A 13,642-nucleotide genomic window follows, 5' to 3' on the forward strand; every position below is an offset into this window, starting at 1 on the left:
ACTGCAGCATAAGCTGTGGGAGAGTAGGTCGTTGCCAGGATTAATTTTTTTCTGCTTAATGTTGAAAGCAGGACTTTAGGAGGTTAGTTTTGAAATAAAAAAATCCAGGTTAAGACCGACTTACACCGGTGTATTCAAAAAGGAGGACTAATTTTTGTTTTGGCAGATTATTGGGTTATGGGAAAATCTAAGGGAAAAGTAAAGAGGTAATCTGGTAATCGGTGAAGAAATGTTCTATTGGGTTTGAAAGTGATTTGCCGACCTGTTTAATCTGTAAAATTATTGAAAAACTTGAAGTAGAAATAATGGGGGTGTTGCAGTGAAAAAAATGGAATATGATGTGGTAGTATTAGGAGGAGTTGCTGCCGGGACAAGTGCTGCGGCAAGTGCAAAGAGAAGCAGTAAGAACTTGAAAATTGCAATATTTCAAAAAGAGCCGTATATTTCATATGGTGGATGTGGTTTGCCTTATGTGATAAGTGGAGATGTTGCTTCTCCCGAATCTGTGATCACCTTAACTCCTCAAGCATTTAAAGAAAAAAAGGGTGCAGATGTTTTTGTAAATCATGAAGCATATGAAATAGATTTTTCGCGTAAGGTGGTTTATGTAAAATCAGAAGATGATGAAAAAGCAGTTGTATACGATAAATTAGTGATTTCAACCGGAGCATCACCTATAATTCCACCGTTTCAGGCCTGGGGAGAAGATGGAATATTTAAATTAAGGAATCCTGATGATGCGGCCAATATTTTGAATTATATCAGAGATAAACAGCCCAAAAATGCAGTTATTATTGGTGGAGGGTTTATCGGGATTGAAGTGGCAGAAGCTTTGAAAAAGCGTGGTTTAAAAATTACGATCTTTGAAGGAACGGACCATATTTTGGGTAATATAGAGCCGGAAATTCATGAGGAATTTGTAACATCGGTAAAAGAAAAAGGTGTGAAGTTTGTTTTTGAAACATTGGTGAAAGATATAGTAAAAGAAAACGGGAAATTTAAAGTTATAACTGAAAATGGAATCTTTGAAGGAGATATAGTTATAGTTTCAATTGGAGTTAGGCCAAATACAGATTTTTTGAGAAATAAGGGGCTGAATATGTCAAAAAATGGCGCGGTAGTTGTTAATGATAGAATGGAAACTAATTTAAGGGATGTTTATGCAGCTGGAGACTGTGCTACAGTAAATCATTTTATAACCAAAGAAAATGTTTATATCCCGCTGGGAACGACAGCCAATAAGCAGGGAAGAATTGCAGGTAAAAATCTCGCGGGTGGAAGTGATTCATTTATAGGTGTAGTTGGTTCATTGATAACTAAGTTTGAAGATATTGAATATGCTAAAACAGGATTAACCTTGCAGGAGGCACTGACAAAAGGCTTTGATGCTGATGCTGTTTTTGTAAAATCGGAAAGCAGGGCTCATTATTATAAAGGGTCTAAAAAGATAAAGATGAAGTTGGTTTTTGAAAAGAAAACAGGAAGGATTTTGGGGGCTCAGTTTGTGGGAGGGGAAATTCATCCCAGGTTGAATGCAATTACATCTTTAATTTATACGAAGGGAACAGTAGATCAATTGAGAAATATGGATTTGGCCTATTCGCCACCATTTTCACCGGTTTGGGATATAAATTTAGTATCAGCGACCCAGGCTGTCAAGAAAATATAAATAAATATGTAAGAAAGCAGGCTTTGCCTGCTTTTTTTGTGTAGCAGGCATACCTGTTGACAGCAGAAAAGAAATTGCGGAGGAAAGGGGATTTTAAGCCTGTAAGAATATTTTGGCGATACCTGACATACTGAACCATCAATTGTTTTACTTTTTATGGTAAAAATCATCAAATCAGAACCGTCCTCTTTATTCCTGGGAAGCACAGGTTGACCTTGGTGAGGCAGACTTTATTTAAAGGGGCAATTTAAGAATGCCTGCTTGAAGTTAGTTCTAGTCCTGTTCATGATTTTGATAGCCTTTTTCCTGTGCTAGCATATCCAGATAAATAGTTTCGATATTTGCTATGAAAAGGTCGGTTTTTTCACCAGCTTGTCGTTCATCATAAGTTTTTAGATAACCTTTGCATTTGTCACATATATATATCTGATAAGCATCATCGTTTTCAACATTTATATAATGTATGGTATGCGGTTCGTTATTCCCGCAGTAAATACATTTTAGATAGGCGGCTTCCCATTCCATAAAACAGCGGTCGCAGAACATGAAACGACGACCGTCTTCGGCTCTGAGTCTGCTTATATTGGATTTTGCTGCACAGACAGGACATATGCCCGGGAATTCCCAGGAGTTAAATTCCTGTTCCAATAGTTCCTGACTGTACGGGGAAGCTAAAATACGCAAAAATGGCCGTAGTGCATGGTCGAAGATAAATAAGATCAGTTCAGAAGAAATTTTGAGCTGTTCTGATAGATCGTAGGGAAAGGAATTTTCATTCACCACGAGCTGATTAACAATTGAAGCTAAATCTAGGTTATTAATGTTTTTTTCAATAATGTCAACAGCTTGTGCTGTATCTGGACGGGAAGTGTTTAAAAAGGATAAGAATTTTTTCAGTAACTCCTCGTATTCTGAGATAGGAATCTCTATTTTTTTTACTTTTACCAAAGGCTTTTTATTTTCTTTAAGTATTTTAATTAAATTTACTTTAGGAAAACTGCAGGTTTGCTTTAAAAATATTTCCTGTTCATTTTGCCAATTTTCTAAATTTTGAAAAAAATCTATGTATCCCGATGGAAGTTCGACTGGCATTTTTCGATTTATCATGATAAAACCCTCTCCTTTTGCTTTTAGTTTTTATGTGATAAAAAGGGGAGTATGAACTCCCCGGAAATTTAAATTTTGAGGTTTTAAAATAGTCTTATTCTGCTTTCTTTTCCCCATAAGTTTCTTCATACCATATAGGATGGTGATGTTTAGCCCAGTCAGCTCTAACGGTACCTTTCCACATGCCCCAGAAGGATTCACCTGAACCTGGGTGGAAGGAGCCTAAATATCCGTGCATGCATACCATAAAGGTAGAAAGTATCATAGCTATGTCATGAACAGGATAGGCTACCCTTACCAGTCCAGGAGGGAAAGCTGCCGGGAACCACATAATATATCCGCTTAATACCAGAAGTATTACACAGGTAGGAGTAAGTATAGAATTACCTTTTTCGCCCCCATTGAACCTGGTTTGTGGTGGCATTTTTACTTCGAAGCCCAAAAACTCCAGGGGAAATTTTAGAATAAAAATTATATCGTTTTTCCCAAAACTTAAAATATCCTTTATCCATGCTTTTATTCCTTTAAAATCAAAGATTATGAATATTATTATAAATAAAGTCATGAAAACAGCAGAAATCCTGTGTATCAGACCGGCACTATTATATCCGCCAAATATTGCAGCTAACCAGTCTACTCCATCTAAAAAGAGTATTAAACCAGTCAAAAGACAGAGTAAGAAGGTTACCGTATGTCCCCAGTGGGTAAGGCGCGATACAAAGTTAAACCTTTCTACCCTTTCCACATCTTCGCGGTATTCAGTCAAAAGCTGCATTATTCATGCCCCCCTTTTTTATTTTCCTTATGTTTGTTGGCCAGGAGGCGGGTTGTTACAAAACTTACCGCTGAACCTGCCAGTGCTAAGGGGATTAACCAGCCAAAGTATGGCTGAACAATATCTTGCCAAAAGGGAATCTGGCCTGGAATTTTGGGATCAACTGGAAGCCCAAATTTATCTGGTGTATCAGTCAGGATATATATTTTATTAAGCCCACCTAATTCCAGTTTTCCATAAATAGTTGCATTGGGATAACCGTTTGCTCTTAAGAAATTGACTCTTTCTTCAGCATATTGAAGCAATTCATACCGGTCGCCGAATTTGAGAGCTCCAGTGGGACAGGTAGCAGCACAGGCTGGCTGCATACCTTCTTCTACTCTGTCGGCACAAAGCGTGCATTTTGCTACTTTATCTTCACGCTCACGATATTTAGGAATTCCAAAGGGGCAAGCGTAGGTGCAGTACTGACAGCCTATACATTTATCCGGATCGTGAATAGTTGCTCCCCATTCTGTCTTGCTGTATGCACCACGTGGACATACCTTCATGCATGCCGGATCAGAACAATGCATACACTGGTACTTAAGAAAATTCCAAGTTACACCACCGACTGGGTCTTCATGTTCAATGAAACGAACTATAGTATAAGTGTCTCCATTAGTATCTTCATGGGTTTGGTAATTGCCTTTAAATGGTTCTATTGCTGCCGGAAGCTGATTCCAGTTTTTGCATGCTACCTGACATGCACGGCAGGCTGTACATTTGCTTACATCGTAAAGATTAGTTAAGTTTGCCATACTAAGCCCTCCTTATGTTGCACAGCCATGCTTTATATTCAGGTATAGTGGTATTAGCATCGCCTACATGTGGCGTTAATCGATTAGCAGGATCACCTGTAGCATAGCCGTTGAACCCAAAATGCCATAATACGCCTATATGGTGAATTTTTTTACCAGCAACATTTAAGGGTTTAAAACGTTTGGTAACACAAGCGACAGCTTTTATATCTCCTCTAGTAGTCATAATGATAACTTTGTCCCCATTACGAATACCTTTTTCTTTGGCAAGTTCTTCACTCATTTCTACAAACACATCTGGAACTAATTCGGCTAACCAGGGCTGCATTCTAGTCATTACTCCTGACTGCCAATGTTCAGACACACGGTAGGTAGTTCCAATTATTGGATATTTGTCGGTGGTTCCGCGTTTTTTGGGTTCCCATTCCACTATTGCTGGGTTAAATGGTTGACTGTTGAGCAAGTTTTTAACTGGGCTTTCCCATGGCTCATAATGTTCAGGAAAAGGCCCTTCAGCACATGCACTGAAGATACATCCAACTTCTTCCGGCCGCATTATAAATGCATTTTTCCCACCAGGCTCATTGGGGTTTTTGTTTTTAGCAAAGTCGGGAACATCATTACCTACCCATGCTGAACCATCCCAAAAGATAGATACTCTTTCTTTATCCCAGGGTCTTCCGTCCGGGGTAGCTGAACATCTGTTATATAAGATGCGACGATTAACAGGCCAACACCAGGCCCAATTAGAATAGCTGCCTATTGGCTTAGTTCCAGGATAAGCTATGTCACGGTTGTCGCGTCTTTTGGCTAAATATTCATTATCCGGATAACATCCTGAATAGATCCAGTTGCTGCATGCCGTAGAACCATCATCTGCTAATTTAGTAAAATTAGCTATTTGTTTGCCAGGTTTGCCATTTATAACTGTAAAGCCATTAATTTCTCGAGCTATTTTATCAATATCAGGATGACCTTCAGGTCCATAGTCCCATGTAAGATGAGTTATTGGTTCATCCTGAGGTTTGGTACTTCCTTGATAAAGCTTTTTGATTCTCAACATCAGATCATGAACAATTTCTAAATCAGCCCGTGATTCTCCAACGGGATCAGCAGCTTTCCAGCGGTATTGCATCCATCTTCCACTGTTAGATACAGAACCTTCTTTTTCAAAAGATGCACATGCTGGTAAAAAGAAAACTTCTGTCTGAATTTTATCTGGGGTTAAATTAGTTCCATATTCGTCTTTGTCAGTTGGTCTATCGGCTGCTTTGTAAGTCCAAAATTCAGATGTTTCGGTTTGCCATAGATCAATTGCAACCATCCATTTTAATTTGGCAAGAGCAGCTTGTTCTTTGTTGGCATTAGGTCCTCCTACAATTGGATTTGATCCCCAGATAAACAAGCCTTCAATTTCGTTCTTATACATGGCTTCAAACATTGCTATGTGTGAGTAATTCTTATTGTTTTCACGTTTAGGTAAATAATGATAGGATTTTTCAGGGTCGTCTTGCATCCAATATGATTTTAAAAAGCTGACCATAAATTTAGGTTTATTTTTCCAATAACCTGTTTTGGGTGTTTCCATTTCCAGATAAGTTTTCAGATCTTTGTGTTTAGCTTGTGGTGAAGCTAGATAACCAGGTAAAATATGATAGAGAAGAGCCCAGTCGGTTGAACCTTGAACATTTGATTCACCACGAAGGGCATTGACTCCACCGCCTGGTTTTCCCATATTGCCTAAAAGAAGCTGCAGGATAGCATAGCTTCTCACATTTTGTGTACCGACGGTATGCTGGGTGGTACCCATGGCGTACATTATAGTTCCAGCCTTATCAGGTGCTCCGGTGGTACAATAGGTTTTTAAAACTTCAAGATATTTGTTTTCAGGGGTACCGGTTATTTTGCAGACAGTTTTAATATCATAACGTGAAAAATGTTTTTTCAGCAGTTGCAGAACACAACGGGGATGTTGCATAGTCATATCTTTTACATACTGACCATCTTCTGTCATTTCATATGCCCACTGATTTTTGTCATATTTGCGTTGAACAGGGTCATAACCTGAAAACAGGCCATCGTTAAAATCATATGTGTCTTTAACGATAAAGGTTGCATTAGTATATTCTCTTACATATTCCTCATGATAAAGTTTATTTTCCAGTATATAATTAATCATTCCACCTATAAAGGCAATATCAGTTCCGGGACGAATTGGGGCATAGATATCAGAACGCGCAGAAGTCCTGGTAAAACGTGGATCAACATGAATTATTTTAGCTCCTCTTTTTTCTCTGGCTTCAGTCAACCACTTGAAAGAAATAGGATGATTTTCTGCTGCATTACTTCCTATGATCAAACAGCAATCGGTATTTTTTAAGTCATTCCAATGGTTAGTCATTGCTCCGCGTCCAAAGGTTGGTGCCAGACCGGCAACCGTTGCGGAGTGTCAGATACGTGCCTGATGTTCTACATATGTCATACCCAGGGCTCGATTCATTTTTACGATAAGATTTACCTCTTCATTATCTAAAGCAGCACCACCCAAGCTTGCAATTTTATCGAGGCGATTGACAATGACTCCGTTTTCTTTATGGATGATATATTTATCTCTTGTTTCTTTAACTCTTTGAGCTATGGTATCAAGCATCCAATCCCAATCTTTTTCTTCCCACTTATCACTATAAGGAGCCCTGTAAAGTGGTTTTTTCGCTCTTTTAGGATTTATCTGTTGTTTTCCGGTTTTAGGGTCATAAATTTCCCTTATGTTCATTAAGGCAGCGCCCTTGCTACAAGCTGCTCCTCTGTTAATAGGATGATCCGGGTCGCCATGCACGCTTAAGATTTGAGGTTCATTGGCAGGAACATCTTTCTTGGTGTAAACCACTAAACCACAACCTGCACCACAATAAGGACAAATTGTCGGAACAGGTTTAATGTTTTTTATACGGACACTTTTCAGCTTCTTGGCAGTAGCAGTTAGATCGAAGCCCAAATCTGTTACTGCTAAAGTAGCTGCAGTGACCCCGGTTACCTTTAAGAATTGCCTTCTGGTAACCTTCATACCATCACCCTCTCCTTTCTCCACGCACTAAAATTAGTTTTAATTGTAATTTTGCAGAAACTAAAATTAATCCTAAAAAAATTAATTAAACACAAAAGTTTATTTATAAAAAAATTCTACAATAAAAAAAAAAGTCCTTTATATTAAGGAGAAAAAAACACAATATATATTTTTTTTATTAATTAAATAAAATCATTTTATGTTAGTTTTAGTAAATTATCTTACCGGCTTCATTTATGTTGTATTCTCCGAAAGGTATTAATTTTTGATGAAATTCGTTATCTTTAATAGTATTTAGAATCATTTCCATCTGATTTTCGGCGAGTAGATAAGGGAGAAAACATAATTCATATAGAACATATATGTTGCCAGAGGACTGCAGGGTTCATTATTTGGACATATTCATCAATAAAGTTACTATCTTCAATCGTGATAACCGCATCAAATTTATGTGGAATATAACCTTACGATTTCTCACAATTTCATCTAATTATTCAACATACCGACTGTTTTCCTATGGTTCAGGAAGTCCCTCAAGGTTTAGCTTCACCGTCTTGCGACATTGCTCCTCTCCTTAAACCATAAGAACCTTTGCGGACAGATTAAGCAAATATTTAAGATATGATGAGTGCCTATCTTGAATCGCTTGATAAAGCCATTGTTGAAGACAAAGTTGGTGTAAACATAAAGGTATTGTCGTTGAGCGAAAGAATGGCAAGAAAATAGCCTCAAAAGTACACTGAAGGCAGGTTTGGTTATATATCTTTTTAGACTATGATTTCATTTTGAAATTATTATCACTCATAAAAAACGTATTGACGTAATTAGAGGATTTTTTATTTTATATTGTGGTCTTATGTAATAAAATGAATGCGTGATGGAAATTTAACAATATATTTATATTGGGGGGGAAGAAAATGTCATATTGGAGTGAATATAAGGCAAAACTTACTACTGCTGAAGAAGTTGTTAAGATGGTGAAATCGGGGGACGGTATTAAACTAGGCTATTTTAATGGTAAACCTGTACAGCTTGTAAAGGTATTAGCAGAAAGGCATGAAGAATTGAGGGATGTATTAGTAGCTGCTGCTGTAACTGTACCGCCAATTCCGGAAGTTGTCCAATATCCCGATAGTTTTACTTATCAGGATTGGCACTAAAGTGTTCTGACGAGAAGATTAGCTGAATATTATAAAGGAATTGTATATGTTCCTTTGCTTTGTCATACTACTACTATATTTGTTAATGCTGGTGAAGTAAATAATCTTAAAGGGATGGATCATCATTGGCACCAGGTAGATCCAATGGATGATAGAGGGTATTTTAATTTTGGACCAAATAGCTCAGAAGAACTAGAATGTTTTTTAAATTTAAAGGTTCGAGTTGTTGAAGTAAATAAAAATATGCCGGTATGTTATGGAGGAGTAAAAGAAGCTATTCACATATCGCAAATAGATTATATAGTTGAAGCTCCTGATGATCAAGAGATATTCGCAGTTCCTGAGCTTCCCAAACCTACTGAAGCTGATATTCAAATAGCTAAGAATCTTTTAGAATATATTCATGATGGGGACTGTATACAACTAGGTATTGGAGCTATGCCTAATGCAGTTGGTCAGTTAATTGCAGATTCGGATTTAAAGGACAATAGAGAAAAATAAAGTTTACTGAACAAGGTTAAGATAATTTAATTAAGGTAACACTGAAATGAGACTTTTTCATATTAACTAACCCGGGAAATATCGGAATTTTTAAAGGATAAAAAAAGGACTTCCCCCCTTATCTTGCCGAATTTTATAGGTGAAGAAACCCAAAATGCAAGGAGGCGAAGTCGCTGTTGTGTAAAAGTTTCAATTTATAATTATAAGTAATAAGTGAATTTATTTAGCGGGAGGAAAAAGGATGGTAAACGACAGCATCAGCAGTTTGGTTAATAAGCAAAGGGATTTTTTTCAGAGTGGCAAAACACGGGATATAGATTTCAGGATTCAGCAGTTAAAAAGGTTGGCTGCTGTTATTGAAGAAAATGAAGCTGACATTCTTCAGGCTTTGCATTTTGATTTGGGAAAATCGGAATTGGAAGGGTATATGACTGAGGTGGGTTTTGTCAAAAGTGAGCTCAATTTTATGATAAAAAATCTGCCCCGGTGGGCCCGCCCGCAAAAGGTTAAAACCCCGCTGGTTTATTTTGGAGCTAAAAGTTATATATACTCAGATCCCTTGGGTTTGGTTTTAATTATTGGGCCCTGGAATTATCCTTTCCAGTTGATTATAGCCCCTCTTATTGGAGCCATAGCCGGTGGTAATTGTGCAGTATTGAAACCTTCAGAAATAGCCCCCAGTGTTTCTGGGGTGGTTAAGAAGATGATGACTGAAAATTTCCCTGAGGAGTACATAGCGGTAGTTGAAGGTGGAGTACCTGAATGTTCTGCCTTGCTGGAAAACAGGTTTGATCATATTTTCTATACAGGAGGCCCGGTCGTGGGCAGAATAATAATGGAGGCAGCTTCTAAACATCTTACTCCTGTGACTTTGGAACTGGGAGGAAAGAGCCCCTGTATTGTTGATTATAATATTGATTTTAATTATGCTGCCCGCCGCATAGCCTGGGGGAAATTTTTAAATGCCGGGCAGACCTGTGTGGCACCAGACTATTTGATGGTGCATAAACAGATTAAGGATAAATTTTTGGACTGTTTAAAGGAAGCGGTAAACGAGTTTTATGGGCCAGACCCCATGAAAAGCCGTGATTATTCACGGATTATAAATGATAAACATTTTGAACGTTTGCAGGGTCTGTTGAATAATGGAAACATTGTATGTGGAGGGGAAACCCGGGGGGAAGATAGGTATATTGCTCCTACCATAATTGATAATATTTCTCCTACTGATCCTGTAATGCAGGAGGAGATATTTGGGCCTATTTTGCCTGTTCTGGAGTATGAAGATCTTGATGAAGTAATATGTTTTATCAATAAAAGGCCTAAGCCGCTTGCCTTATATTTCTTTTCACGGGATTATAAGAAGCAGGAAAAGGTACTGCGGGAAACCACCTCGGGTGGGGTATCAATAAATGATACCTTGAGCCACATGACTACTCCGTATTTACCATTTGGAGGGATAGGAGAGAGTGGAATGGGGAAATATCACGGGGAGGCCAGTTTTAATACTTTTGTGCATAAAAAGAGTGTCCTTAAGAATACCTTCTGGTTTGATCTTAAGGTCAAATATCCCCCTTATACTGTTTCCCTGCAACGAATAAAAAAGCTGATGAAGTTTATGTAGTAAATTGCTGTTTACTGTTTTTATATATTTTCATTTGTGTGATTATAGATAAAATCTGATATAAAATAAGAAAACCGGAAAATGAATCAGGGGAAGGTGAAAAAGTATATCGGGAAAATGTTATTGGATATGCGGAAAAAGGTGAAACCAGATGGTAAAAATTAATTGAGCTTTTTAAAGGTCCTCACTCATGAGGACCTTTTATAGTTGGGGACATTATTTTACTGCATTATGTAACAGTAATTAATAAGCGGCAATATAATACTAGAAAAAGCTAATAAGGTTTATAAAGCTGACAATTTTAGGGGAGGGATATATTTGAAAAAAATGAGGGTATGGCTGGCTGTATTGCTGATTCTGTTTTTGAGTGTAGCAGGATGGGGGTGCGGCTTTGGTAATGAAAAAACTGAGAAATTGCAGAAGGTGCGTCTTTGTGAGGTAGTACATTCGGTTTTCTATGCTCCGCAGTATATAGCAATTAATGAAGGTATTTTTGCTGAGGAAGGCCTGGAAATTGAGCTTACGACAGGGCAGGGAGCAGATAAGGTAATGACAGCACTTTTATCCGGATCGGCTGATATAGGTTTGGCTGGTCCCGAAGCCACAATATATGTGTATATTCAGGGGCAGGAGGACTATGTTTTAAATTTTGCTCAGTTAACAAAGAGGGACGGTTCTTTTCTGCTGGGAAGGAATACCGAGCCGGATTTTAAATGGGAAAATCTGCGAGGTAAAACTATAATCGGAGGTCGTCCGGGTGGGGTTCCGGAGATGGTTCTGGAGTATGTTTTAAAACAGCATGGATTAAAACCACATGAGGAGGTAAATATTATAACCAATCTGCAGTTTACGGCTACGGCAGGAGCCTTCAAAGGTGGAGTTGGCGATTATGTGGCCAGTTTTGAACCTACTGCCAGTATGCTGGAAAAGCAGGGAGCAGGTTATGTAGTAGCCTCTATGGGGCTTGCCAGTGGGGAGTTACCCTATACTGTTTATATGGCCCGCAAGAGTTATATACAAGAAAATCCTGAAGTTGTTCAGAAGTTTACTAATGCTATTTATAAGGCACAAAAGTGGCTGGAGAATCATTCGGCAAAAGAAATAGCTGAGTCAATGCATTCCTTTTTTCCCGATACAGATATAGAACTTTTGACAACGGTAATTGAACGTTATAAGGCTCAAGACACCTGGGCAAATGAACCGATTGTAGACAAAGAAGCTTTCAACCGCCTGCAGGATGTAATTATAGAGGCAGGAGAAATAAAGAAGCCGGTTGACCCAACGCATTTGATTGTAAATTCATTTGCCGAGCAGTCGACTGCTGCTGTTAAATGATTGATTGCCAGCCGGAGAAAAGGGAGGTGACTTATATCTTGAAAGATAAAGTTCATCTCAAAAATATTACTATGGTTTTTCAAACACGAAAGGGGGAAACTGAGGCCCTGCGGGGTGTTTCCCTTACCGTTTACCAGGGCGAATTTGTAAGTATTGTTGGCCCGAGCGGTTCTGGAAAATCTACTATTCTGAATATAATAGCAGGACTCCTGTCTCCTTCCAGTGGTGAAGTAGAGGTGGATGGAACAGTAGGCTATATGTTTCAGAGAGATTGTCTTTTTGAATGGAGAACAGTTATAAAAAATTGCCTTATCGGACCGGAAATTCAAAAACAGGATTTAAATCTTGCCCGCAGAAATGTGGAAAATTTGCTTAAGACTTATGGATTGGAGGATTTCATGAATTATTATCCCCATCAACTGTCGGGGGGGATGCGGCAGAGGGTGGCGCTGATCAGGACATTAGCCGTAAATCCGGATATTGTTCTCCTGGATGAAGCATTTTCAGCTCTGGATTACCAAACCCGTCTAACTATAGCAGATGAAGTATGGAGTATTTTGAGAAGGGAAAATAAAACAGCGGTGATTGTTACCCATGATATAGCAGAGGCCATATCGATGTCAGACCGCATAGCAGTTCTTTCCCGTCGCCCGGGAGAAATTAAAAATATTTATGATATTGAGTTTACCCAGAAGGGAAATTCACCTCTGCAAAATAGAAAAGATGAGCGCTTTCGCTATTATTTTGAGCGCATATGGGAGGATCTGGAAATAAATGATAAAAAATACTGAAATATCCTGGCGGCGAAGAGAATATTTAAAAGATTTGAGAAGACACCAGATTAAAGTGATAAGCACTCAGTTGCTGCTTATCGTTGCTGTTTTCAGTTTATGGGAGATAGCTGCTGATTTGCGCTGGATTGACCCTTTTGTAACCAGTCAACCGTCCCGAATGGTTGCGACTTTAAGGCTTTTGCATGCAGATGGTTCCCTTTATGTCCATATAGCTACAACCATATGGGAAACCTTTGTAGGATTTATGCTGGGGACTGTCGGTGGGCTTATTATAGCGGTTGTTTTATGGTGGTCTGATTTTTTGTTTCAGGTTTTTGAGCCTTATTTAGTTGTTCTTAATGCCCTGCCTAAAGTAGCACTTGGGCCTATACTCATTGTTTGGCTGGGAAATGGGCAGGGAGCAATAATTGCTATGGCTTTATTGATTTCTATTATTGTAAGTATTATTACTATGCTGCATGGTTTTCGCTCTGTAGATGAAGAAAAGATAAAACTATTGAAATCTTTCGGGGCAAATAAATTTACCATATTGAGAAAAGTAATCTTACCTGCAAGTCTTCCCAATACTATTTCTGCTCTTAAGGTTAATGTAGGTTTATCCTGGGTAGGAGTAATTATGGGAGAATTTTTGGTTTCCAGGGCAGGGCTTGGCTATCTTATAGTATATGGAAGTCAGGTTTTCAAGCTTGATCTGGTTATGACCAGTGTAATCATTCTTATTATCGCAGCTACCTTTATGTATTTGCTGGTGGCGTATCTGGAGAAAAAGCTTATTAAATGGAATTGATTAGTAAATAAAACATCTTACACTTG

11 protein-coding genes are annotated in these 13,642 nt (G+C 38.4%); 7 read left to right on the forward strand and 4 right to left on the reverse strand.

The annotated features are described in order from the left end of the window. Window positions 1-328: 328 nt before the first annotated feature. Window positions 329-1,669, forward strand: coding sequence for an FAD-dependent oxidoreductase (locus H0Z36_RS06915; protein WP_296865087.1), 1,341 nt, complete (start codon window positions 329-331; stop codon window positions 1,667-1,669). A 273-nt stretch (window positions 1,670-1,942) separates the two neighbouring features. Here the strand turns inward: H0Z36_RS06915 and H0Z36_RS06920 are convergent, their stop codons facing one another. The 4 genes from H0Z36_RS06920 to fdnG all read right to left on the reverse strand — a co-directional run bounded on the left by H0Z36_RS06920 (window position 1,943) and on the right by fdnG (window position 7,415). Beyond that, on the reverse strand, window positions 1,943-2,776 hold the full coding sequence (locus H0Z36_RS06920) for a formate dehydrogenase accessory protein FdhE (protein WP_296864849.1): 834 nt from the start codon (window positions 2,774-2,776) through the stop codon (window positions 1,943-1,945). A gap of 94 nt (window positions 2,777-2,870) precedes the next feature. Then, complete coding sequence (locus tag H0Z36_RS06925) at window positions 2,871-3,551, reverse strand: cytochrome b/b6 domain-containing protein (RefSeq protein WP_296864851.1); 681 nt, start codon at window positions 3,549-3,551, stop codon at window positions 2,871-2,873. After that, window positions 3,551-4,351, reverse strand: coding sequence for a 4Fe-4S dicluster domain-containing protein (locus tag H0Z36_RS06930; RefSeq protein ID WP_296864853.1), 801 nt, complete (start codon window positions 4,349-4,351; stop codon window positions 3,551-3,553). The genes H0Z36_RS06925 and H0Z36_RS06930 overlap by 1 nt, the downstream gene beginning before the upstream one ends. 1 nt (window position 4,352) lies before the next feature. Continuing rightward, window positions 4,353-7,415 (reverse strand): formate dehydrogenase-N subunit alpha, encoded by a 3,063-nt coding sequence (gene fdnG / locus H0Z36_RS06935; RefSeq protein WP_296864854.1) that lies wholly within the window; start codon window positions 7,413-7,415, stop codon window positions 4,353-4,355. 917 nt (window positions 7,416-8,332) lie between these two features. Here fdnG and H0Z36_RS06940 point away from each other — a divergent pair. The 6 genes from H0Z36_RS06940 to H0Z36_RS06965 all read left to right on the forward strand — a co-directional run bounded on the left by H0Z36_RS06940 (window position 8,333) and on the right by H0Z36_RS06965 (window position 13,616). After that, window positions 8,333-8,575 carry a hypothetical protein gene (locus H0Z36_RS06940; protein WP_296864857.1) on the forward strand — a complete coding sequence of 81 codons (243 nt, stop codon included), beginning with the start codon at window positions 8,333-8,335 and terminating at the stop codon, window positions 8,573-8,575. A 54-nt stretch (window positions 8,576-8,629) separates the two neighbouring features. Further along, complete coding sequence (locus H0Z36_RS06945) at window positions 8,630-9,076, forward strand: hypothetical protein (protein WP_296864859.1); 447 nt, start codon at window positions 8,630-8,632, stop codon at window positions 9,074-9,076. A gap of 241 nt (window positions 9,077-9,317) precedes the next feature. Next, entirely contained in the window at window positions 9,318-10,700 is a 1,383-nt protein-coding gene (locus H0Z36_RS06950) for an aldehyde dehydrogenase (protein WP_296864861.1), read from the forward strand. Between the two features lie 327 nt (window positions 10,701-11,027). Further along, the gene (locus H0Z36_RS06955) at window positions 11,028-12,035 is read left to right on the forward strand and encodes an ABC transporter substrate-binding protein (protein ID WP_366508878.1); all 1,008 of its coding nucleotides are present in this window, start codon (window positions 11,028-11,030) and stop codon (window positions 12,033-12,035) included. 38 nt (window positions 12,036-12,073) lie between these two features. Continuing rightward, on the forward strand, window positions 12,074-12,826 hold the full coding sequence (locus tag H0Z36_RS06960) for an ABC transporter ATP-binding protein (RefSeq protein WP_366508876.1): 753 nt from the start codon (window positions 12,074-12,076) through the stop codon (window positions 12,824-12,826). Next, window positions 12,810-13,616 (forward strand): ABC transporter permease, encoded by an 807-nt coding sequence (locus H0Z36_RS06965; protein ID WP_296864865.1) that lies wholly within the window; start codon window positions 12,810-12,812, stop codon window positions 13,614-13,616. Before H0Z36_RS06960 ends, H0Z36_RS06965 begins: the two co-directional genes overlap by 17 nt. The last annotated feature ends 26 nt before the right edge of the window (window positions 13,617-13,642 follow it).

This window comes from Thermosyntropha sp. (assembly GCF_017656155.1).
In the GTDB taxonomy this organism is placed as follows: Bacteria; Bacillota; Syntrophomonadia; order Syntrophomonadales; family Syntrophomonadaceae; genus Thermosyntropha.